This window comes from Nocardioides sp. NPDC057577 (assembly GCF_042801335.1).
Classification (GTDB): domain Bacteria; phylum Actinomycetota; class Actinomycetes; order Propionibacteriales; family Nocardioidaceae; genus Nocardioides.
Genome location: NZ_JBHVGB010000033.1, coordinates 20921 through 42543 on the forward strand (window position 1 = coordinate 20921; position 21623 = coordinate 42543).

At 68.9% G+C, this 21623-nt stretch carries 20 protein-coding genes; 9 read left to right on the forward strand and 11 right to left on the reverse strand.

The window, feature by feature from the left end:
• Positions 1-28: 28 nt before the first annotated feature.
• The 4 genes from ACFU7D_RS09595 to ACFU7D_RS09610 are packed head-to-tail and all read right to left on the reverse strand — an operon-like array spanning position 29 to position 3214.
• Complete coding sequence (locus ACFU7D_RS09595) at positions 29-892, reverse strand: alpha/beta fold hydrolase (RefSeq protein ID WP_378866212.1); 864 nt, start codon at positions 890-892, stop codon at positions 29-31.
• A 43-nt stretch (positions 893-935) separates the two neighbouring features.
• A complete protein-coding gene (locus tag ACFU7D_RS09600) occupies positions 936-1631 on the reverse strand; it encodes an alpha/beta fold hydrolase (RefSeq protein ID WP_378866215.1) in 696 nt (231 codons plus the stop codon).
• Positions 1628-1948: a hypothetical protein gene (locus tag ACFU7D_RS09605; protein WP_378866218.1), complete on the reverse strand. Its 321-nt coding sequence runs from the start codon at positions 1946-1948 to the stop codon at positions 1628-1630. Before ACFU7D_RS09605 ends, ACFU7D_RS09600 begins: the two co-directional genes overlap by 4 nt.
• Before the next feature lie 12 nt (positions 1949-1960).
• Positions 1961-3214: an MFS transporter gene (locus ACFU7D_RS09610; RefSeq protein WP_378866221.1), complete on the reverse strand. Its 1254-nt coding sequence runs from the start codon at positions 3212-3214 to the stop codon at positions 1961-1963.
• Positions 3215-3405: 191 nt separating this feature from the next.
• Here ACFU7D_RS09610 and ACFU7D_RS09615 point away from each other — a divergent pair, with 191 nt between their 5' ends.
• Positions 3406-6606, forward strand: a complete 3201-nt coding sequence (locus tag ACFU7D_RS09615) for a BTAD domain-containing putative transcriptional regulator (protein ID WP_378866224.1) — start codon at positions 3406-3408, stop codon at positions 6604-6606.
• Positions 6607-6645: 39 nt separating this feature from the next.
• Here the strand turns inward: ACFU7D_RS09615 and ACFU7D_RS09620 are convergent, their stop codons facing one another.
• Positions 6646-7122: a DUF6326 family protein gene (locus ACFU7D_RS09620; protein ID WP_378866227.1), complete on the reverse strand. Its 477-nt coding sequence runs from the start codon at positions 7120-7122 to the stop codon at positions 6646-6648.
• A 160-nt stretch (positions 7123-7282) separates the two neighbouring features.
• Here ACFU7D_RS09620 and ACFU7D_RS09625 point away from each other — a divergent pair, with 160 nt between their 5' ends.
• Both ACFU7D_RS09625 and ACFU7D_RS09630 read left to right on the forward strand, forming a co-directional pair.
• Positions 7283-8422 (forward strand): sensor histidine kinase, encoded by a 1140-nt coding sequence (locus ACFU7D_RS09625; RefSeq protein ID WP_378866230.1) that lies wholly within the window; start codon positions 7283-7285, stop codon positions 8420-8422.
• Positions 8419-9075 (forward strand): response regulator, encoded by a 657-nt coding sequence (locus ACFU7D_RS09630; RefSeq protein WP_378866233.1) that lies wholly within the window; start codon positions 8419-8421, stop codon positions 9073-9075. Before ACFU7D_RS09625 ends, ACFU7D_RS09630 begins: the two co-directional genes overlap by 4 nt.
• 21 nt (positions 9076-9096) lie before the next feature.
• Here ACFU7D_RS09630 and ACFU7D_RS09635 read toward each other — a convergent pair whose 3' ends face one another.
• Positions 9097-9447, reverse strand: coding sequence for a UBP-type zinc finger domain-containing protein (locus ACFU7D_RS09635; protein ID WP_378729227.1), 351 nt, complete (start codon positions 9445-9447; stop codon positions 9097-9099).
• A 120-nt stretch (positions 9448-9567) separates the two neighbouring features.
• On the opposite strand from ACFU7D_RS09635, the gene ACFU7D_RS09640 reads away from it, so the two are divergent.
• A complete protein-coding gene (locus ACFU7D_RS09640; RefSeq protein WP_378866236.1) occupies positions 9568-12357 on the forward strand; it encodes a BTAD domain-containing putative transcriptional regulator in 2790 nt (929 codons plus the stop codon).
• Positions 12358-12443: 86 nt separating this feature from the next.
• On the opposite strand, the gene ACFU7D_RS09645 is transcribed toward ACFU7D_RS09640, so the two are convergent.
• The 3 genes from ACFU7D_RS09645 to ACFU7D_RS09655 form a co-directional block, all read right to left on the reverse strand.
• Complete coding sequence (locus ACFU7D_RS09645) at positions 12444-13175, reverse strand: ZIP family metal transporter (RefSeq protein ID WP_378866239.1); 732 nt, start codon at positions 13173-13175, stop codon at positions 12444-12446.
• 153 nt (positions 13176-13328) lie between these two features.
• Positions 13329-14075, reverse strand: a complete 747-nt coding sequence (locus ACFU7D_RS09650) for a peptidoglycan-binding protein (RefSeq protein WP_378866242.1) — start codon at positions 14073-14075, stop codon at positions 13329-13331.
• A gap of 113 nt (positions 14076-14188) precedes the next feature.
• Positions 14189-15202, reverse strand: coding sequence for a GlxA family transcriptional regulator (locus ACFU7D_RS09655; protein ID WP_378866245.1), 1014 nt, complete (start codon positions 15200-15202; stop codon positions 14189-14191).
• A gap of 126 nt (positions 15203-15328) precedes the next feature.
• On the opposite strand from ACFU7D_RS09655, the gene ACFU7D_RS09660 reads away from it, so the two are divergent.
• Positions 15329-15907 (forward strand): HD domain-containing protein, encoded by a 579-nt coding sequence (locus ACFU7D_RS09660; protein WP_378866248.1) that lies wholly within the window; start codon positions 15329-15331, stop codon positions 15905-15907.
• 69 nt (positions 15908-15976) lie between these two features.
• Here ACFU7D_RS09660 and ACFU7D_RS09665 read toward each other — a convergent pair whose 3' ends face one another.
• Entirely contained in the window at positions 15977-16576 is a 600-nt protein-coding gene (locus ACFU7D_RS09665) for a hypothetical protein (protein ID WP_378866251.1), read from the reverse strand.
• 208 nt (positions 16577-16784) lie between these two features.
• A complete protein-coding gene (gene glnA / locus ACFU7D_RS09670; RefSeq protein ID WP_378866254.1) occupies positions 16785-18206 on the reverse strand; it encodes a type I glutamate--ammonia ligase in 1422 nt (473 codons plus the stop codon).
• Between the two features lie 213 nt (positions 18207-18419).
• On the opposite strand from glnA, the gene ACFU7D_RS09675 reads away from it, so the two are divergent.
• The 4 genes from ACFU7D_RS09675 to ACFU7D_RS09690 all read left to right on the forward strand — a co-directional run bounded on the left by ACFU7D_RS09675 (position 18420) and on the right by ACFU7D_RS09690 (position 21582).
• The gene (locus tag ACFU7D_RS09675; RefSeq protein WP_378729257.1) at positions 18420-18893 is read left to right on the forward strand and encodes an RDD family protein; all 474 of its coding nucleotides are present in this window, start codon (positions 18420-18422) and stop codon (positions 18891-18893) included.
• Positions 18894-18957: 64 nt separating this feature from the next.
• Positions 18958-19740: a DUF6612 family protein gene (locus ACFU7D_RS09680; RefSeq protein WP_378866258.1), complete on the forward strand. Its 783-nt coding sequence runs from the start codon at positions 18958-18960 to the stop codon at positions 19738-19740.
• A gap of 74 nt (positions 19741-19814) precedes the next feature.
• Entirely contained in the window at positions 19815-20657 is an 843-nt protein-coding gene (locus ACFU7D_RS09685) for a class I SAM-dependent methyltransferase (RefSeq protein ID WP_378866261.1), read from the forward strand.
• Between the two features lie 130 nt (positions 20658-20787).
• On the forward strand, positions 20788-21582 hold the full coding sequence (locus ACFU7D_RS09690; RefSeq protein WP_378866264.1) for a hypothetical protein: 795 nt from the start codon (positions 20788-20790) through the stop codon (positions 21580-21582).
• The last annotated feature ends 41 nt before the right edge of the window (positions 21583-21623 follow it).

Consider the following 21623-nt stretch of genomic DNA (forward strand, 5'->3'; position numbering starts at 1 on the left):
CTCGGAGAAGCCGACTCGGACGAGCCGCTCAGCGGACCGAGCGGACCGCGTTCTCGATGAGGGCGAGGGTCTCGCGCGGGTGTGACTGGTGTGCGACGTGCGATGACCGCACCTTCACGATCTTGGCGCCGGCCCGCTTGGCCATGAACTCCTGCGCGGCGGGAGGGATGGTCTTGTCGGCCGTCGCCAGGAGATACCAGGACGGAACGGTCTTCCACGCGGGCTCCCCGGACGGTTCGGTGAACGCCGCCAGCGAGAACGGACGCTGGGAGGCCTGCATCACCGTGGTGGTGCTGCGGGGGAGGTCGCCGGCGAAGGCCTCGCGGAAGATGCTCGCCTTCAGGTAGAGATCGACGCCGACCTCGCCGCCGGGCAGCGGGTAGGGACGGGCGTCCAACGCGTCCTCGGTGACCATGGTGCCGGGAAACTGCTGGACGAGCTGGGCGACCGGTTCGTGGGCGTCGGGCGCGAAGGCAGCGATGAAGACGAGGGCCTTGACGTTCGGAAGGCCGGTGGCCGCGTTGGTCATCACAGCGCCGCCGTAGGAGTGTCCGACGAGGACGACGGGACCTGGGATCGTCTCGAGGATGCTGCGCAGGTACGCCGCATCGGAGGAGAGCCCACGCAGCGGGTTCGCGGGGGCGATGACCGGGTAGCCGTCGTCGGTGAGCTCCTTGACCTCACTCTGCCAACCGGAGGCGTCGGCCCATGCCCCGTGGACCATGACGATCGTGGGCTTGGCTCCCGTGCTCGAGCCGTGCTGTGCCCGCTCGGGGAGGGTGTTTCCGGTCGCCGAGGCGCCGTTGCTCGTCGTCGCGAGCATCGAGCCGGTGAAGAGGAGGGCCACGAGTATCGCCGCGAGGGCGCGACTGCGGCGGAGAGTGAACTTCATGTCTAATGTTCCTTTCGGTCTTCGAGAAGCTCCGGCCCGACGCCTACAGCTCGATCGCCTTGGCGGCACGCCGGATCAGGTCCGCGACCACGTCGGGCCGTGAGACGTAGACGGAGTGGCTGGCGGCGACCGTCTCGACGGAGGCGCCGGCCCGTGCGGCCATGCCCTCCTGGGCAGCGGGCGGGATCATCCGGTCATCGGTGGCGACGACGTACCAGCTGGGCTTGGAGCGCCATGCCGGTTCGGTGACGGCGGTGCTGAGGGCGGCCCCGCCCCACGGGGCCTGGGAGTCGGCCATGAACCGTGCCTGCCCGGCCGGCAGGTCGGCGGCGAACGCCTCCTGGAAGCGGTCGCGATCGAGGACGAGCGACCCGTCCTTGCGGGGGAGGATCGGCGGCGCCGGCGCGTCCGGGACGGGCTCGGCGAGCATGGAGGCGACCGACTCTCCCGCGTCGGGCGCGAACGCCGCGACATAGACCAGACCGGCCACCTGCGGGTGCGTGCCCGCCTCCGTGATCACGACACCGCCGTAGGAGTGGCCCACGAGCAGGACGAGCCCGTCCTGGGCCTCGACGACCTGGTGGACCTCGGTCACGTCGTCGGCGAGAGACCGGGTCGAGTGCTGGGTGACCACGACGTCGAGACCGTCGCGGGTGAGGATGTCGTGGATCGGCTGCCATCCGGACCCGTCCACGAACGCTCCGTGGACCAGGACGACGGTCGGGTTGTCGTTGCTCATCTGTTCTCCTTGGTTTCGGCATGGGTGAGAGGTCGTCGGACGCCGCGGCCGAGGATGGCCCGGGTGGCGAGGCGGCTGAGGATGGAGCAGTTGGAGCGCCGGCTGAGGATGGAGCAGTTGCTCTGGTGGCTGAGGATCGAGCAGTTGCTCTGCGAGCTGAGCATCGACATCGCCGACATCCAGGATCCGATCGAGCCGACGGAGAGGACGGCGCCGATGGATCCCACCGACGCGATCGAGCCGATGCTGCCGATCGACAGGATGGATCCCTGCGAGCAGATCGAGAGGAACGAGTTCTCGGAGCGGAAGGACAACATGCCGGTGGCCCCTCAGGCCGTCGCGGACAAGGAGGCGGCCAATGGCTGCGGTGGAGCCACCCGAGTCACGGTGACCGCGAAGAGGAGGAGGCCGGCCGCGGTGAGCGCCAGACCGGCCCATGCGGTCGAGAGAGCACCCCATCCGGCGTCGAGGACGAGGGCGCCGGCGACCGCGCCGAGCGCGTTGGCGAGGTTGAGCGAGGCGAGGTTCACCGCCCCCATCAGGGTCGGCGCCTCGGGTGCGTACCGGGTCAGGAGGACCTGGATCGTCGGGATCGCCATCATCGACGAGGCACCGACTCCGAGCAGGCACGGCAGCAGGACGGCAAGGTTCTCGCCGCCGACCGCGATGACGGCCAGGAAGACCATCACGACGGCATAGCCCAGGATCAGGCCCCGAAACTCGTACTGGTCGGCGAGACGGCCACCGATCCAGTTCCCCAGAGCCATCCCGACCCCGAAGACCGCCAACGCCACCGGGATCCAGGACTCCTCGGCCCCGACAGCGTCGGTGATGTACGGGCCGATGAAGGTGTAGACGGCGAAGATGCTGGAGATACCCAGTGCGGCGACGGCCATCGTCGCCCACACCATCGGCCGTCTCAAGGCGCCGAGCTCCTGCCTGACAGATCCGCCGGCGAGTGCGCTGGTCCGGGGAACGAAGACCCAGATGGCGACTCCGGCCAGCAGGCCGATCACCGAGACGACGACGTACAGCGCCTGCCATCCGACCTGCTGTCCGAGGAAGGTGCCCAGGGGAGAGCCGAAGATCGTCGCGACCGTCAGACCCGCCATCACCGTCGCGAACGCCTTGCCGCTCTTGCCCGGGCCATAGGCGTACGCCGCCACCACCGCGCCGGCGCCGAAGAACGCGCCCTGGACCGTGCCCGTGATGAACCGGGCCAGGATGAGGACACCGAGGCCGGAGGCCGCGGCGGACAGCAGGTTTCCAACGATGAAGAGCACGACCAGGCCGAGGAGGAGCGAGCGCCGGTTGAGTCTGGCCGCCGCGATGGTGAGCACGGGCGATCCGATGACCACGCCGAGGGCGTAGGCGGTGATCGCGTTCGTCGCGGTCGGTACCGAGACACCGAGATCGGCGGCGAAGAGCTGGACGATGCCGTTGCTCCCGAACTCGCCGGTCCCGATCGCGAAGGTGCCGAGCGCCAGCGCGAAGAGGATGAGCGCGTCGCGCTGTTGCGGGCCCTGTGCCGGATGTCGGCTCTCCGCGGCTCGGCACTGCGCGTGGTAGGCCTGTTCGTGCATCGTCTGTCCTCGTCTACGCGTAGGTCCCGGTCGAACGGAACCTACGAAGTCCCACTGGACGGTCCGTGGAGATTTTGTGGAGCACGGCTCGTCGCAGACGGCTGCGGTGGGCTCGACGTACGCCTAGGCTGATGCCGAGGCCCGGTACGTGTCGGGGTGCGGGCCAACCTCCTGCGCCCTTAGGACCCACGATGGAAGACTCCTCGATCACCGAGAGATCGGATCCGCGGAGCTCCGTGCGCCTGCAGCTCCTCGGCCCGTTGCGGGCCTACCGCGACGACATCGAGCTGGAGACCGGTCCGCCGCAGCAGGGATACCTGCTGGCCCTGCTCCTGGCGAGGGCCGGCCGACCGACGAGCATGTCCGAGCTCGTCGATCTCCTCTGGGAGGAGAACGTCCCGATGTCGGCGGTCAACACCGTCCAGAAGTACGTCGGGACCATCCGCCGCATGCTCGAACCCGATCTTCCGGCACGCGAGGCAGGGAGCTTCATCGCCCGCAGAGGTGGCGGGTACGCCTTCGTCGGACGGACCGCCACGGTGGACCTGATCGAGTTCAGGTCGCATGTCGAGAGCGCCAAGACCCACCTTGCCTCAGGCCGTCACGACGAGGCCGTCGACGAGTACGCCCACGCACTCGGTCTCTGGCACGGCCCGGCCGGCGACGGTCTCGGGCCGAGCGTGACCACCTCACCACTGTTCGCGAGCATCAACGAGGAGTTCTTCGACGCCTGCGTCGCGGTGGGGGAGCTGGCCCGGACCCGGCGGCCCTCGACCCGGATCCTTCAGCCGCTGCGCCTGGCCGCCTGGATGGCGCCGCTGAACGAGCCCGTACAGGCCGGCCTGATGACGGCCCTCGCCATCGCCGGCAAGCAGGCCGAAGCACTCTCCGTCTTCGAGACCGTCCGGGCACGGCTGGCCGACGACCTCGGGGTGACCCCCGGCGAGGCGCTGCAGGCCGCCCGAACCCGCGTCGTGCAGCACTCCCGCGCCCGCAGCGACCACCAGAGCGAGCAGGGTGGGAGCGCACCACTCGTCGGCCGTGGCGAGGAACGCGCGCTGCTGGCTCGATCGCTCGAGTCGGCGGTGGCGGGGAACGCGGCCCTGATCATGGCCGAAGGCGAACCAGGGGCGGGCAAGACGTCTCTCTTCGCCGAGTTCGGCCAGGACGCAGAGCGCCGGGGCGCGCTCGTCGTGTGGGGACGGTCCTTGAACCACGAGGGCACCCCGGCGCTGTGGCCATGGACCCGTCTCATCTCCGACCTGTTGGCGAGCCAGCCGGAGCCCGTCCGCGCAGGCCTGGCCAGCGGCGAGATCCGACGCCTCATCGACCCGCGCCCGGACAACCTCCTCGGTGGCGCGGTGCTACCCGACAGCGGTGCTCAGTTCCGTCTCTTCGAGCAGGCCGTCGACCTCATCAGGAGAGCGGCCACCGAGCGTCCGGTCGTGCTGGTCATCGACGACCTGCAATGGGCTGATGCCGCGTCGCTGCAGCTGTTCCGGCACGTGGCGACCCAGCAGCCGGCTGGCGTCGTCCTCGCCGGCCTCCTCCGCGATCGGGCTCCCGCCCCGGGCGACGGGCTCGGCGGCATGCTCGCGGCGGTCGGGCGCCTGCCCCATCACCAGCGCATCCGGATCGGCCCGCTCCAGCCCACCGAGGTGGGCGAGCTCGTCCGGCGCGAGACGGGACGGGCACCGAGTCCGTACGTCGCTCGCTGCATCCAGGCGCGCACCGAGGGCAACCCGTTCTTCGTACGTGAGCTCGCCCGCCTCCTCGCCGACAGCGATCTGGATGCCACGGCCGGTGAGGACGCCCTGGCCCGCACCGGTGTCCCGTCCACGGTGCGCGACATCGTGCGAGACCGTCTCGCCGGCCTCGACCACCAGACGAGGAGGCTCGTGGAGATCGCGGCGCTCATCGGGCGGGAGGTGGACGTCCGTCTGCTCGCTCGTGCCGCCGGAGTCGGGATGTCGGCCTGCTCGGCGCTGCTCGCCACCGCCGACTCGCAGGGCTTGCTGGAGCCGGCCGAGGACCGACCGCTCTCCGTGCGGTTCGTGCATGACCTGGTGCGTGAGGCGGTGCACCAGACGACCTCGCGGCTGCTCGCGACCGGTCGGTTGCACCTGCAGATCGCCGATGCGTTGGAGGGGATCCACGGAGACGACGAGGCGGTCACCGAGCGACTCGCCCACCACCTATGGCTCGCCGGGCCCTTCGCGGACCCGACACGAACCACGACCGCGCTCGTCCGCGGCGGTCGCAGAGCGGTTGCCCAGTCCGCCTTCGACGCAGCCGTCCCGCATCTCGAGGCTGCTGCCGACATCGCGCACTCGGCCGGTCTGCTCGAGCTCGAGCTGTCCGCGCTGTCACAGCTCGTGGCGGTCATCGGGATGCAGACGGGCTACATGGGCAGCGCCGACGCGACCTTCGAGCTGCTCGAACGCGCCGAGCGGGCCGCCCGAGGTCTCGGCCGGGAGCGAGAGGCCGCCGACTTCCTCTTCTCCCACTGGGCCGCTCACTCCCAAGCCATCCAGCTCGACCGCAGTGGTCAGCTCGCTCACCGGCTCCTCGCGGACAGCGAACGATCCGAGGATCCGGTGGTGCAGGCGTACGGACGACACGCCTGGGGGATTCACCAGTGGGACGTCGGAAACATCGGTGCGGCCTACCGGCACCTCAGCGAGTCGAACGCCGTCGTCGCCGAACGGGCGAAGTCCCTGGACCAGGATCAGCTGCGGCACGACCTGCAGCTGCTGTCGCCGGCGATGCTCGCGCTCAACACCGCGCTGCACGGCAAGGACGAGGAGGCACGTGGCATGTTCGGGCAGATCGAGAGCGACGCCGGAAACCACTCCTACGACGTGACCGTGTGGTCCGCGTTCGCGGTCACGGCCGCGGCGCTGATGGCGGATCCGTCATGGACTCTTCGCGCAGCCGAGAGGGGGATCGCTGCGGATCCGGAGTACTCGTTCCGCTTCCTCGGGGCCTACCAGCGGCTGGGACGGTGCTGGGCCCACGCGGTCACTGGCCGGAACGTCGATCGGTCGCTGGCTCAGGCGGAGGAACTCATCGAGTCGAACCTGGCCGACCCGCCACGATCCGGCCTGACGACCTGGCTGGCGCTGCTCAGCGAGATGTATCTCGCGAGCGGGCGCGTCCAGGAGGCGGCGGACGCTCTCAGGCGTGCTGACTCCTCGATCGCGGCTCACGGGCAACGCTATGCCGCCGCCTTCGTGCAGCTGATGCACGCGAAGCTGAGAAGCGCGCTCGGGGAGCCGATGGATGCCGTGCACGAGGCCGCGGGACGAGCCCGAGCGACCGCGATCGCCCAGCAGGCGTACCTGTTCGTCGATCGCGCCGACGACTTCCTCGGGCTGGCTCGCAGCTCGTGACGAGCCAGCCCGCCGAAGCGGGCTGGCTCGCTCGTGGAGTCACGCTCGCTGGTGGGTGCGTACGGACTCGCGGTCCGAAGCCGTCGCCGAGACGGCGCGCGGCCAGGTCCAGGCGTACCGCACGATGAACGCGAGAAGGATCAGCTCCAGCACGACGCCGAGGCCGTAGAACGCCAGCCAGGACTCGCCCAGCAGGTTGAACGCCGTGACGGGGACGTAGAGCGAGGCCACGACGACGTTGGTGATGCGGGCTGCCGGGGCGGGCATGGTCGTGGACAGCAGGACCATGAGGATCGGGACGGACATGAGGGTCAGGGCCGCGGTCGAGAAGGTCTGGGAGAGGTCGAACTCGAAGACCTTGCCGGCGAGGATGTCGTCGATGACGCCGGGTGTGAAGAAGTTGAGGATGTCGACGTAGGCGTACAGGAACATCAAGCTCGTCCAGGCTGCGGCGAGCTTGACTCTCACCGAGATCGGCTGCTCGTCCAGCGTGGTGGTGGTCTGAGGTGTTCTCATCATGGGCTCCGTTGTGGTGGTGAGGATCGTTGAGTCCACGCTCGCCGACCCCGGCAGCGGGCACATCGGACCGGAGGCCGGAGTCGCGGGCCGATGGAACGGTCTTCCTCTCGTACTTTCGGTCGGTACGCAGCGGCTCGCCGATCCCTAGGCTGGTGCCGTGATACCTGTCCGGCGCTCCATCTGGCACGAGCCGCGGCCCGCAGACGCCCCACCCATCGGTCGTCTCGACCGGCTGCTGGTGGGTGCGTTCGCGGTCGCGGTCGTGGTCGAGGGCATCGTTCGGCCGGACGTGGCCTGGCGACCCCTGGTGACGGTGCTGGCTCTGACCCTGGTGCCCGCCCTGCTCGGGCGGCGGGGCCGGCCGCTGGTGGCCGTCCTGATCGGGTGGGGCGTCGCCGGGCTGCTCTCGGTCCTCCAACCGGCTGCGCGCGCCGGCGACCTCGGCCTCTACTCCATGATGGCCGTCCTGATCCTGCTCTACTCCCTGGTGCGGTGGGGCTCGGGACGGGAGATCGTCGTGGGGACGGCGTTCGTGACGGTCGTCGTCGCGCTGGGCATGTACGTCTCCTCCGCGGGCTGGGCCGACCTCTTCGGCGGCGTCGTCCTCCTGCTGTTGGTCGTCGCCCTCGCGGCGGTGTTCCGCTACCGCGCGGCTCTCTGGCAACGCCAGCAGCGCGAGATCCGCACTCAGGAGCGGGTGGCGCTGGCGCGCGAGCTGCACGACACCGTGGCTCACCATGTCTCGGCGATCGCGGTGCAGGCGCAGGCCGGTGGCGTTGTCGCCGGCATCCAGCCGGAGAAGGCCGTCGAGGTCCTGGCCGCGATCGAGTCCGAGGCGTCGCGAACCCTGGCGGAGATGAGATCCATGGTGCGGGTGCTGCGTGAGGAGGAGGCCGTCGCCTTCTCACCGCAGCTGGGTGTCGCGGACCTGTCAGCGCTCGCGCACGCCGAGGCGAAGCCCGTCGTCGAGGTCTCGCTGGTCGGGTCGTTGACCCGGCTGGCGCGACCGGTGGACGCCGCGCTCTACCGGCTCGCGCAGGAGTCGCTGACCAACGCGGTACGGCATGCCCGGGGCGCGACCCGCGTCGGGATCGACGTACGCCGCGAGGGCGACGTCGTCAGGCTGCGCGTCAGCGACGATGGACAGACCGAGCCGGAGCCGGTCCCGGAGCCCGGGTTCGGCCTGCTGGGCATGACCGAACGCGCCCAGCTCCTCGGCGGATCGCTCTCCGCGGGGCCGGGGCCCGAGGGTGGCTGGGTGGTCGAGGCCGTGCTGCCGGCCGAGGTGCGGGCATGACCATCCGTGTAGTCGTGGCCGACGACCAGGACCTGGTCCGGACCGGGCTGGTGATGATCCTCGGTGCCCAACCCGACCTCGAGGTCGTGGGGGAGGCGGCAGACGGGCTCGCAGCGCTCGACCTGGCGACCCGGCTGCGTCCCGACGTCCTCCTCGTCGACATCCGGATGCCCGGGCTCGACGGCGTCGAGGTGACGCGGCGCCTGGCCGGGCCGGACGTGAGGGACCCGATGGCTGTCGTGGTGATCACGACCTTCGACCTCGACGAGTACGTCCTGGGCGCCCTGCGCGCAGGCGCCCGCGGCTTCCTGCTCAAGGACGCCGGGCCGGAGCTCCTCGTGCAGGCCATCCATGCGGCGGCCGACGGGGACGCGCTGATCGCCCCCAACGTCACCCGCCGGCTGCTGGCGACCTTCGCCGGCCAAGCGCCGATGGCACCGGCCCAGCCCATCGACCCGCTCACCGAGCGCGAGGAGGAGGTGCTCGCCTTGGTGGCACGGGGCCGGACCAACGCCGAGATCGCCACCGAGCTCTTCGTCGGCCTGAGCACGGTCAAGACCCACGTCGCCTCGCTGATGACCAAGCTCGGCACCCGCAACCGCGTCGAGATCGCGATGTGGGCGTACGCCCACCAGCAACCGCCGCGACGCTGAGGCCCGTGGGCAGGAGTGGACTCAGTGCAGGTGCTGCTGCCAGTCCTCGGGGACACGGTCTGCCGGAGCCGGTGAGGGTTGAGACTCCGGTCGACTGGTGGGGCCCGCCAGAACGACCCCGCGAGCGGCCTCCTGGTTCTCGAAGTCCCAGAACCACTCCTCGCCGGGCTCGAAGCTCTGCATGTAACGGTGGCCGGTTTCGCGGTAGTGGTGGCTCGCGTGCTGCCCCGGCGAGCTGTCGCAGCAGCCCACGTGCCCACACTCGGCACATCTGCGAAGGTGCAACCACCACCCGGCTTCGCTCGCAAGGCACTCCGCACACCCGGTGCCGGACGGTCGAACAGTGGCATTGACTCCCTGTAGGCCGGTCATGTCGACCAGATTACTCACCACCGCGGCCCGGTTCGCGCCTATTCAGCCCCAAATTGTGGTTGCGCTCTGACCACGGCTGGCTACAGTCACGATGGATCGGCTCGATGGCGAAGGAGCGTGGTGGTCGACCGCACTGCGTCCGACCTACAGGTCGGCCTTCTCGGGTCCTTCGAGGTCACCGTCGCGGGCCGACCGGTTCTGCTTCCCCGTGGTCGTGGCCGTGCGCTGCTTGCAGTCCTTGCGATCGATCCCGGTATGCCGGTGACCGTCGAGACGCTCGCTCAGCGGGTCTGGGGTGCTCAGCCGCCGCAGCACGTGCGCGCCTCGGTCCACACGGTCGTACGCCGCCTGCGCAGCCGGCTGCCACCTGAGTCGATCGGTTTCAGCGCGGGCGGCTACGTGCTGAAGGTGACTGCGGAGCAGGTCGACGTGGCCAGGTTCCGTAGGTTGGCGGAGGCCGAACCCAGCGATCCTTCGTGTGCGGAGAAGCTGTGGTCCGCGGTCCGGCTCTGGCGAGGCGTCGCCTTCACAGGCGTCGACTCCGACGACCTCTACGCCGCCGAGGTACCGGCTCTGGCCGACCGCTACCTGTCCGCCCTGGAACGGGTCGCTGACCTGTCCGTGGTCGGAACTCCGTTCCCCGATCCGATCGAGATCACCGAGCTGACTCAGCGGATCCGTGCCGCTCTCGAGCACCACCCACTGCGAGAGTCGCTCTGGGTCAGGCATCTGAGGTTGCTGGATCTGACCGGCCGCCGGGCGGAGGCACTGGCTGCGTACGAGGACGTACGCCGCTCGCTCGCCGACGAGCTCGGGATCGGCCCGGGGGCGGAGCTGAGCGCGGTCTTCACCGATCTGCTCGGCGAGCCCGAGGACCCCGCGGCCGCCGGCCCCCGCTCCGGGGCGGCGACCAGGCCGGTCCCACCGTCGGCACCCTCGACCTTCGTGGGCCGCACCGATGCGCTGGCGGGTATCGACGAGCTGATCGCCTCCGGGGAGCAGGCGCCGGTCGTCGTGGTCTCGGGCGCCGCAGGGGTCGGCAAGACCGCGTTGGTGCTGCACTGGGCGCATCTGCATTTCGACAAGTTCCCCGACGGCGTCGTCTACATCGACCTCCGCGGCTTCGATCCCAACCGTCGGCCGATGGCGCTCGGCGAGGCGCTGCGGCTGGTGCTGGCCGAGCTCGGCGTCGATGCCCAGCAGGTGCCCAGCGACGTGCACCGCCAGCTCACGCTCTACCGCTCGACGATCGCCGAGCGGCGCCTGCTCGTGGTGCTCGACAACGCGCGTGACGCCGATCAGGTCCGACCGCTGCTTCCGCCACGTACTGCCGCGGCTCTGGTGACCAGTCGGGACCAGCTCTTCGGCGTGGTCTCCCGGGAGGGTGCCTCGACGGTGCGGCTGGGCCCGCTGAGCGGTGATGAGGCTCGTGATCTGCTCAGACGCCGGCTGGGCGCGCGCCGGGTCGGGGCCGAGGACGGTGCGGTCGCTGAGATCGTCGAGGCCTGCGACCGACTGCCGATGGCACTGAGTCTGGTCGCCGCCAGAGCGGCCACCAACCCGGCCTTCCGGCTCTCCGAACTGGCCGACGAGCTGCGGCCCGAGAGCGGCCGTCTCGACAATCTGAGCGGGCCGGATGAGCACAGCAGCGTACGCGCGGCCATCCGCTCCTCCTATCTCGCGCTGGGGCCCGAGGATGCCCGTGTCTTCCGGTTGCTCGGCCTGCACCGGGTGGCGGAGATCTCGCTCGCGGCGACGGCCAGCCTCGCCGGTGTGACGCTGACCGAGGCGAGCTCGACGATGGCCCGGCTGGCGGCGGCCAGCCTGGTCGAGGAGCGTCGGCCGCAGCGCTATGTCCAGCACGACCTGGTCCGATTGCTCGCCGTGGACCTGCTCCGCGCCTCGGAGTCGCCGGAGGCGAAGCGGCGCGCGGCGCTCGGGCTGCTCGGGCACTACCTGGCCACGGCTCGCGAGGCGTCGATGCTGATGGACCCGCAGCAATACCCGATCTCGCTGCTGCCGATGGTCGACCAGGTGGTCCTCGACCGGGTCACCAGCTATGACGAGGCACTGGCCTGGTTCACCGCGATGCACGAGAGCCTGCTGGAGGTCGCCTGGGTCGCCCTGACGACGGGGTATCCGGCGTACGGCTGGCGGCTGGTGTGGTGCCTGGTCGACTACGCCGACCGACGAGCGGCCCTGTGGTGGCCATGGGTGAATCTCGCCGAGCACGCGGTCGTCGTCCTGACCGCCGAGGGCGACCGCGCTGGGGTGGCTCAGTGTCACCGGCTCGCAGGTCAGGCACTCGCGCGACTGGGGGAGTACGACCGCGCCCACGAGCACTTCGCTCTCGCCTCCGAGGGCTTCGAGCGGATCGGCGACGACGTCGGTCGGTCGTACGTGCTGCGCAACGACACCTGGACCTGTGCCCGGGAAGGCCGGTTCGCCGAGGCGGTGACCAGGATGGAGAAGCTCCTGGAGCTGTTCACCGGCACCGGCGACGAGGCCGGCCTGGGCCGCGCGATGAACTCCATGGGCTGGTATCTCGTTCACCTCGGCGACCTCGACCGGGCACTCGCCACCTGCCTGGACGCGCTCGAGCACGCGCAGGCCAGTGGCGACCTCCCGGGCGAGGCCGACACCTGGGACAGCCTCGCGCTGGCCTACCAGCGGCTCGGCCGGCTCGAGAACGCGCTCGCGGCGGCCGAGCGGGCAGCGGAACAGTACGAGGCCCTCGGCGACCATGTCAGCGCTGCCCGCAGCGGTCTGCAAGCAGGCGACCTGTCCGAGGACCTCGGCGACCGCTCGCGCGCCCGCGGCGCCTGGCAGCAGGCCATCGCCGTCGTCGGCAACGCCGACCTCGAGATCAGAGCCACCCTCACGCAGCGACTCGACGAGACCGGCGGATAAGACCGTCGTGGCGAGGTCACCGGGCCATCCAGCAGTGCGGCACCTGGCGCACTCGGGTGGCTCGCTCCTGGCGCTCGCTCACCTGGTCACTCCAGGGCACTGATCGCGAAGGCCACCGCGAAGCCCACCGTCGTCACGAGACCGACCACCTTGCCACCGTGCTCGAACGCCTCCGGCATCATCGTGTCCGCCAGCATGGTCAGGATCGCCCCCGCCGCGAAGGCGAGCACGAAGGCGACCGCCGTGTCGGATGCGTCGGCGAACGCGGTCGCGCCCACCTGCGCGGCGATGCCGCTGACCACGGTGACGAGCACCCAGAGCCCCATCACCTGAGCGCGCGACCAGCCTGCCTGCGACAGGCCGACGGTGGCGGCGATCGCCTCGGGCAGGTTGGACAGGAAGACGGCGGCGAGCAGCGCGAGGCTCACCGTGCCTTCCGAGAGTACGGTGAGCCCGAGCGTCATCGACTCCGGGATCCCATCGAGCACGATGCCCAGCACGATCGCGAGGCCGACACCGGTGGCCTGCATCCCCGAGGTGCTCTTACGGCCGTCGCCCCCGAGTCGATCGATCAACCAGTCGCCCCCGAAGAACGTCAACGAGCCGGCAAGCAGCCCGATCGCGAGCGCGCCCGTGCCGTGTGCTGTCTCGAAGGCCACCTCGACGAGCTCGTAGGCGATGGCGCTCATCAACACCCCGGCACCGAAGGCCATGATGATCCCGACTGCCCGCCGGGGCAGTGTGACCACGTAGGCGAGCCCGCCGCCCAAGATCAGCGAGGAGCTGGCGACAAGTCCCCAGATGAGCGCACCGGTCAAAGCACACCCCGCTCGACGCCGGTCATGAGGTCCAGTATGGCTGACCTACTGCTCGGTCGGCGCGTGCGCCGACCCTGTGTCCTGACGGAGTGGCTCTATTCGGCTGACAGCCCTACGACGGCCTTGTGAGTGACGTCGGGGAGGGGCCTGGGCTCACACCACGCGTACGCGGGTCTTGACCTTCGTGAAGTCCCAGACCTCGGCCGCCATCGTGGCGCTGAGGCGGATGCAGCCGTCGGAGGTCTTCTCGTCGGTGCCGAGATACCAGTTCGGGTGGATCTGACGACCCGTCCGCATGCTCACCGGCACCCGGTGGAAGGCAACGCCGCAGGGCGCGAACCGGACGAAGTGGTAGAGCCACTGCGTGCCGCTGTAGTTCGTACGCGGGTTGCCGCGTGCCGGTCGGCCGCAGTAGGAGCCGGTTCTGTACCACTGCTTGTCCAGCCATTCCGCGTCGATCATCCCGCCCTGCGCGCGGATGGACCCGTCGGCGCGCACCAACCAGACCCAGTCCTGACGCTGGCTGATCACGATGCGGCGTCCGGTCCCCGTGCTCGCCGGCACCGGCCGTACGTCACACTGCTTCGCCGTCGCCGACATCAGCCGTGTCCGCGTGGTGGTCGTGAAGCGACCGCTCGGGCTCAGGCGGTGGCGGGTCTGGAAGCGTACGACGGCCGTGCGGGTGTGGTCGTCCACGCGCCCGTCGACGCGGCCGACGTTGCAGCCGAGGCCGGCCAGCCGGGTCTCCCACCGCTTGATCGTCGTGGCGGTGGCGGCGTTGCCGGGGCTGACCATGACGACAGCCGCCGCTACTGCGACAGCGGCGACGAGGGGGAGAACGAGGACGAGGGTGGAGCGGCGTGCCCGAGATGCGCCGGCCAGGGTCGCGAAGATTGGCACCGGCCGAGGCTATGCGACCCCCGCGCTCCGGGCAGGCGATGTTGCCCGGTTGTTGACCAGATGACGCGGACACGGGTGGAGCGGCCGTCGGTTGCGGTGCCGGGCAGAGGGCGCTAGCGCGCGGTGCTCTCGTCGAGGTCGACGCGGGTGGAGAACTGGCGACGATACTGCCCTGGGGTGACCTTGTAGACCCGGGCGAAAGCGCGGTGCAGGGATGCGACGGAGCCGAATCCAGCCTGCGTCGCGACCGTAGCGATCGGGGCGTCGGTGTGCAGGAGCTGGTCGACGGCGGCCTGGACCCGCATACGTTCCACGAGGGCGGCCGGCGTGGTGTCGAGCTCGTCGCGGAGCAGGCGGGACAGGTGACGAGGGCTGACGTTGATGCGCATGGCGAGCGCGTCGACGGACAGGTCACCACGGAGGTGCTCGGGAATCCAGGCGAGCAGCTGCGCTATGCGCTCGGAGGTCGACCGCCTGGGTCCGAGCAGTGCGCTGAACTGGTGCTGGCCGCCCGTGCGTCGCAGGTGGACCACGAGCCATTGTGCGACAAGCCGCGCGACCGCTTCGCCGTTGTCGGCGGCGACGAGTGCGAGAGCGAGATCGATACCGGCGGAGACGCCGGCTGACGTCCACACCGGCCCGTCGTTGACGAAGATGGCATCGGAAGCGACCGTGATGTCGGGATGCTCGGCGGCGAGCAGGTCGGCGGTCGACCAGTGTGTGGTGGCCGACCGTCCGGCGAGCAGTCCGGCGGCGGCGAGCGTGTGCGCGCCGGTGCAGACGGATACGACGCGACCGGGCATCGGCGCACCGGAGCGCAGCCATTCGACGAGCTTCTGGTCGACCAGTGGCCCTCGGCCGTCATCGCGGAGGCCGCCGGGAACCACCAGCGTGTGGGTGTCGGCCCCGAGCTGACCCCAGCCGCGCTCAGCGATGAGCGGCACACCGCTCGACGTTCGCACCGGCCCGGGCTCGGCGGCAACGATCACCACGTCGTAATCGACGGCTTCCGTTGTTCGTGACGCGGTGCTGAATACCTGGACGGGCCCTGCCACATCGAGCATCTCGACCCCGTCGAAGACGGCGATCGCCACGACGCGCTTCCCAGCGCTGCGTCGGTCACTCACCTGCAGCGGCCTTTCGTTGCTGGCCGGCGAGGACCGGCCGGCATGTCCGAATCTGAGATAGGAAGGTCATTGCAGACATCGTACGGCTGGGTGACGATCGGTTCTCCACCCTGAGGAAGGAACGCGATGTCACCTACCACCCCTGATACTCCGACGGCACAGGCTGCTGCAGCGCTCGCCCGTGACGCAGCGCCGGCATTTCTGGTGAACCACAGCTACCGGACCTACCTGTTCGGGGCCGCCCTCGTCAAGAAGGACGTCGACCACGAAGCGGGATTCGTCGCAGCGATGATCCACGACCTCGGCCTGACCGACGCCCACCGCGGAGACGCGGACTTCGGAGAGGTCGGCGCCGAGCTCGCCGCGAGGTTCCTGGGGGAGCGCGGATGGGATCGGGAGCACATCAAGCTGGTGGAGCGGGCGATCCTCCGGCACACCAGGCTCATCCCTGACGGCAGCCCCACTGCGCGGGTCGTGCAGCTGGGCGCCCAGATCGATGTAGCCGGCCGCGGCATGAAGAAGCTCGACGAGCAAGCGCTCACCGGCATTCTGCGGGCCTACCCACGGCTGGACTTCGCCCGCCAGATGCGTGCCGCCTACCTGGATGAGGCTCAGCGTCAGCCCAAGGGATCATTCGCCAAGCTCGAACGAAGCGTCCGCCTCTCTGAGCGCTTCACCAACAACCCGATCGACCGCGTCGCCTGAGCTGCCTCGTCCGGGGCTGCGCCGTCGGCGTCGTTCTCAGATGTCGCCTCAAGCGAAGGGCCAAAGCACTCATCCAGCCCGACGGCATGCCGAGGGGTTCTGACGCAGCCCCACGTTGTCCCTCACGATCCTGCGGTCGACCCAGGTGTTGCGGGCAACCGAGAAGTTGCCGGCGTAGGAGTTCCTGACCACTCGCATGGACCGCACGTCATTGCGGACGACGCGGAGGTTGTTGCACGCCTTGTTGTCCCGGACCATCAAGGTGCCCCGGTTGTTGCGTACCACCAGATTGTTGGCGATCGACATCTCGCAGATCGCCACGTTGCGGGAGTTACGGACCATGAGGTTTCGCCCGGCCACAGGGTCCACGCGGCACCCCGCGGCCCCGATGGTGACGCGCTGGACGACATTGCGGACGTGGATGTTCCGGCCGATGTGCGTGTCGGTGATGCTGACCACCGTCGGTGCACCCGTGGTGCGAACATTGCCGGTGATCCTGGAATCGGTGATCACGCAGCGGGCGTCGTCCGGGATGACTACGTGCCGGAACGTGCGGTGGTGGTAGCTGCCGTTGCAGACGAGGTCGGGCGGCAGTGCCTGCGCGCTGAGGACCGGCCCCAACACGGGCGTGAGCGCGCCGATGAGAAAGAAGACGACGAGCTGCTTCATGTGAACCCTCCGAGTCCGGGCGATGTGTGTCTTCAAGACGCGCCAACGAGAACATGTGTTGCGCTGGCTCGCCCATATTCGAGCTAGCCGATGGGTACTTCTCGCTGTGGCGGCTACGCGGCGCGCGAGGCGCTCGACGAACAACGCGACTGAGCCCCTCTCCCGATGAAACGGAAGAGGGGCTCAGGTCGGGTCAGAGCTCTGTGGCCTAGATGTCGTAGTAGAGCTCGAACTCGTGCGGGTGCGGGCGCACCTGGATCGGGAGGATCTCGTCGTTGGTCTTGTAGTCGATCCAGGTCTCGATCAGGTCGGGGGTGAAGACGTCGCCCACGGTGAGGAAGTCGTGGTCGTTCTCCAGGGCCGACAGGACGGCGCCGAGGGAGGTCGGCACCTGGTTGATCTCGGCCATCTCGTCCGGCGGAAGCTCGTAGATGTCCTTGTCGATCGGAGCCGGCGGCTCGATCTTGTTCTGGATACCGTCGATGCCGGCCAGGAGCAGGGCCGAGAAGGCGAGGTACGGGTTCGAGGACGGGTCCGGGAACCGGGTCTCGACGCGCTTGGCCTTCGGGTTGGTGCCGGTGATCGGGATGCGGACCGCGGCGGAGCGGTTGCGCGAGGAGTAGACCAGCGAGATCGGAGCCTCGAAGCCCGGCACCAGGCGGTGGTAGGAGTTCACGGTCGGGTTGGTGAACGCGAGCACCGCGGGGGCGTGCTTGAGGACGCCGCCGATGTACCAGCGGGCCATGTCGGAGAGGCCGCCGTAGCCGGTCTCGTCGTAGAACAGCGGCTCGCCGGCGTTCCAGATCGACTGGTGGACGTGCATGCCCGAGCCGTTGTCACCGAAGACGGGCTTCGGCATGAAGGTGACTGTCTTGCCGGCCTCCCAGGCGGTGTTCTTGACGATGTACTTGAACTTCATGACATCGTCGGCAGCCTTGAGCAGCGTGTCGAACTTGTAGTTGATCTCGGCCTGGCCGGCGGTGCCGACCTCGTGGTGGGCGCGCTCGACGAGCAGGCCCGACGCCTCGAGGTTCTTGACCATCGTGTCGCGCAGGTCGGCGAAGTGGTCGGTGGGGGAGACCGGGAAGTAGCCGCCCTTGTAGCGCGTCTTGTAGCCCAGGTTGTTCGAGCCGTCGGGGTTCTTGTCGGCGCCCGAGTTCCACCAGGCCTCGACGGAGTCGATCTTGTAGAACGACTCGCCCTCGGAGGTGTTGTAGGCGACCTTGTCGAAGATGAAGAACTCGGCCTCGGGGGCGAAGAAGGCGGTGTCGCCGATGCCGGTCGAGGCGAGGTACGCCAGGGCCTTGCGCGCGATGTTGCGCGGGTCGCGAGAGTAGGCCTCCCCGGTGATCGGGTCGTGCACGAAGTACATCAGCGCGAGGGTCTTCGCGGTGCGGAACGGGTCGATGTACGCAGTCGTGACGTCCGGGTAGAGCGCCATGTCGGACTCGTGGATCGTCTGGAAACCACGGATCGACGAACCGTCGAAGGCCATCGGCTCCAGGTTGAACGACGACACCGGCACCGTGAAGTGCTGCTGGACGCCAGGCAGGTCGACGAAACGGATGTCGACGAACTCGACCCCCTCGTCAGAGATGAACTTCAAGAGCTCGTCGTCAGTGCTGAACATCAATCCTCCTTGGCTCACCCGGTCGGGCAGAGCCAGATAGGTCTCTCGCGATCGAGGCCGGACCCTCATGGATCCGACCGTGCCACGCAAATTACGAAGGGACGGTTGCACAGGAGTGTCGCAAATGTTTCAGGCGTGTAACAGGTTGTGTGATTTGATCGGCAACCATCCCGGATCTCACTCCTCAAGACGTCGCCGCCTAGGCTTACCGACGTGACCAGTTCCGCCACTCCTGCGACGCCCACTCTGCCCTATGACACCGCGAGCTGGGGCAGGCGCGTCCTGGCGCTCTTCATCGACTGGCTCGCGTCGTCGCTGGTGGCGTCGGTCTTCCTCGGCGTACGGGCGCTGCCGTTCGGGTCGCTCCTCGCCGGTGTCGACCCACGGCCGACCGACAACCTGTGGATCCTGGTCGTCTTCATCGTGCAGACGGCGGTCTTCACGACGCTCGGTGGAGGCTCCTTCGGCAAGCTCGTCACGCGACTGCGTACGGTGCGGGTGTCTCCGGGGGAGCCGGACGTGCGCCCGCTCGATCCGCTGCGGAGCATCGCCCGTCAGATCCTGGTCGTCCTCGTCGTTCCGCCGCTCGTCTTCCGCCCCGACAGGCGCGGGCTGCACGACCTGGCGGCCGGCACCGCGACCGTCACGCTTCAGACCTATCGACACGTGTTTCGCCGGGTGGGTTGATAGGCGTCCAGGGGTAGGTTGGACCGGTCAGCCGCAAGCAGCGGCAAACACGAAGGGAAGCTCAATGACGCTCAACCGTACTCTCGGGCCGCGTGGCCTCTGGCGCCGTGCTGCTGTGGCAGGCGTGCTGGCCGTATCGCTCTCGGGCCTGGTGGCCTGCGGCGGCGGTGGTGGGGCCGGCGGCGCCAGCGAGGGTGACTCGGTCTCGGCCGAGGAGATGACCGAGGTGATGAAGAAGGCGACCGACATCGACACCGCCCACTTCACCACGAAGATGGAGGCGAAGGCGTCGGGTCAGACGGTCTCGATGACCGGCGAGGGCGACATCCAGAAGGAGCCGCCGGCGCAGCACTCCACCATGAAGATGAGTGGCGGCTCGATGAACATGGATCTGGAGACGATCCTTGTCGACGAGAAGATCTACATCAAGGGCATGATGGGCGACTCGTGGATGACCGCGAGCGCCGATGATCTCGCCAAGATGGGCGGCACCAGCCTGGAGTCGATGAGCAACCCGCTCGCGTTCTTCGAAGGCATGGAGGAGTCGATCAAGTCCTCCAAGTTCGAGGGCGAGGAGACGGTCGACGGCGTCGACACCAAGCACTACAGCTTCACCGTGGACTCCGCCGGGCTCGCCAAGAGCCTCGGCTCCGACAGCACCAGCGGCCTGCCCGAGACGATCGACCAGGACATCTGGGTCGACGGCGACGGCCTGCTCCGCAAGGCCGAGGTCGGCATGGGCGACATGGGCACCGTCGAGATGGTGCTCTCCAAGCACGGCGAGGACGTGACCATCGAGGCGCCGCCGGCGGACCAGGTCACCGACATGCCGAGCATGGCCGGCTGACAGCCAGTTCGTACGCAGCAGGGCCGGTCCCCGAACGGGGACCGGCCCTGCATCGTTCGTGGCACTGTGGTCGCATGACTCTCGACGCCGAAAGCACCCGCCAGATCGAGGCCAACCGAGCCAACTGGGACGCCCGGACACCCGTCCACGTCGCCAGCGCGTTCTACGGCATCGACGGGTCCCGGCCGGCCGAGTCGTGGTTCGCCGACTACGAGTGGACCGACCTCGGCGACCTCGTCGGCCGCGAGGTCGTGCATCTGCAGTGTCATCTCGGCACCGAGACCGTGGCGTTCGCGCAGCGGGGTGCGGTGACGTACGGACTGGACATCTCGGCCGAGGCGGTGGCCGCAGCGCGCCGGATCGCCGCCGAGCGCGGGCTGGCCGTCGACTACCACGAGGCCGACGTCCACGACGCCGTCGAGGTCCTGGGCGCCGGCCGGTTCGACGTCGTCTACACCGGCAAGGGCGCGGTCTGCTACCTACCCGACATCGACCTGTGGGCGCGGGTCGTCCACGATCTGCTCAAGCCCGGCGGGTTTGTCTACCTGGCCGAGTTCCATCCGCTCCTGGACGCTCTGGGCGAGGTGCCGGAGCCGGGGCTGGAGGACTCCCTCGAGCTGCGCCACGACTACCTCTCGGGCCGGGGCGCGATCACCAAGGACTCGACCCACACCTACACCGACGGCCCGGCGCTGAGCAGGGCCACGACGGCGTACGAATGGCGCCACGGGGTCGGCGAGGTCGTCACCGCCCTCGCCGGCGCGGGCCTGCGGATCGAGGTCGTCCGCGAGGATGCGCGGCTGCCGTGGCCCCGCTTCCCGTCGATGGTGGCGGGGGAGGACGGATGGTTCAGGCTGCCCGAGCAGGCGCCCCGGATCCCGTTGCTCTACGCGATCCGGGCACGCCGTTCGGGGTGAGGTGCTGGCCGGACAACGGTTCAGACACTCAGCGAGAACATCAGACGGTGGTGTGCGACCATTCGGCCCTCTCAGCCGGGACTCGCCGGTTCGTCAGAAAGGTCCGTAGGTGAACCCCTCATGCTGGTCGGTGCGCAAGCTGACGATGCTTGTGCTCGTACCTTCCTACGCTGCATTCCTGACAGGATGCGGCCAGGGAACCACGAACCCGGTCGTCGACATGGCCGCGTCTCCGTACGCTGTGCCGAGCCCGGGGGCCGAGGTTTCTGGTGATGTCATCACCGCCTCGCTGGACCGGATCGAGTCGACCCACATGGAGCTTTCGATGACGGCCGGCACGACGTCAGACATGGTCAAGATCGATGTCGAGGCTGACAGCAGAACCGGATCTCGCACTTCCTCGCAAGCAGCGTGGAGCATCGCCGGCCACGGCATCGGTGCAAAGACGATCGAAGTCAGGCTCCCCGGTCGTGGTGATGCCTACCTCAATCTGGCCGATTACGGAAGCGAGGGGACGTGGGTCAGGTCTGCCGACGTCGAGGGGCTCGGGTTGCGTGACGGGTTCGTCTACCCGTTGGGCCTGGTGGAGGACATTGCAGAGGGTGTCGAGAGCGCCGTCTACGAGGACGACGATCCGTGGAAAGCTGCTCCCGTCGGTCCCAGGTATCGAGTGAAGCTCCCTAGTAGCGCACTGGGTGAGTCGTTCGTTGGTGTCGCTGAGATGGGGAAGGCTGAGCTGCCGGAGTTCCTGGAAGTGTACTTCTGGACGGACGACGAGGGTCGGCCTGTCACTCTGGTATTCGATCCGGACGACGAGAATGCGAAGTTCTCCATGCGCATCGACTTCAGTGAGCATGACAAGGACTTCGTGGTCGAAACGCCGCCGGCCGGAGCTGTCGAAGACCAAGGGACCGGGAAGAGCTGACCGGTCTACCGAGGTCAGAGATAGTTCAGGGCGTTCCAGCC

Coding starts and splice junctions, on each gene's coding strand:
- ACFU7D_RS09610 (WP_378866221.1), bottom strand. CDS start 3,214: ATGCACGAACAGGCCTACCACGCGCAGTGCCGAGCCGCGGAGAGCCGA.
- ACFU7D_RS09595 (WP_378866212.1), bottom strand. CDS start 892: ATGAAGTTCACTCTCCGCCGCAGTCGCGCCCTCGCGGCGATACTCGTG.
- ACFU7D_RS09635 (WP_378729227.1), bottom strand. CDS start 9,447: ATGACCGGCCTACAGGGAGTCAATGCCACTGTTCGACCGTCCGGCACC.
- ACFU7D_RS09660 (WP_378866248.1), top strand. CDS start 15,329: ATGTCACCTACCACCCCTGATACTCCGACGGCACAGGCTGCTGCAGCG.
- ACFU7D_RS09665 (WP_378866251.1), bottom strand. CDS start 16,576: ATGAAGCAGCTCGTCGTCTTCTTTCTCATCGGCGCGCTCACGCCCGTG.
- ACFU7D_RS09600 (WP_378866215.1), bottom strand. CDS start 1,631: ATGAGCAACGACAACCCGACCGTCGTCCTGGTCCACGGAGCGTTCGTG.
- ACFU7D_RS09630 (WP_378866233.1), top strand. CDS start 8,419: ATGACCATCCGTGTAGTCGTGGCCGACGACCAGGACCTGGTCCGGACC.
- ACFU7D_RS09680 (WP_378866258.1), top strand. CDS start 18,958: ATGACGCTCAACCGTACTCTCGGGCCGCGTGGCCTCTGGCGCCGTGCT.
- glnA (WP_378866254.1), bottom strand. CDS start 18,206: ATGTTCAGCACTGACGACGAGCTCTTGAAGTTCATCTCTGACGAGGGG.
- ACFU7D_RS09615 (WP_378866224.1), top strand. CDS start 3,406: ATGGAAGACTCCTCGATCACCGAGAGATCGGATCCGCGGAGCTCCGTG.
- ACFU7D_RS09605 (WP_378866218.1), bottom strand. CDS start 1,948: ATGTTGTCCTTCCGCTCCGAGAACTCGTTCCTCTCGATCTGCTCGCAG.
- ACFU7D_RS09620 (WP_378866227.1), bottom strand. CDS start 7,122: ATGAGAACACCTCAGACCACCACCACGCTGGACGAGCAGCCGATCTCG.
- ACFU7D_RS09685 (WP_378866261.1), top strand. CDS start 19,815: ATGACTCTCGACGCCGAAAGCACCCGCCAGATCGAGGCCAACCGAGCC.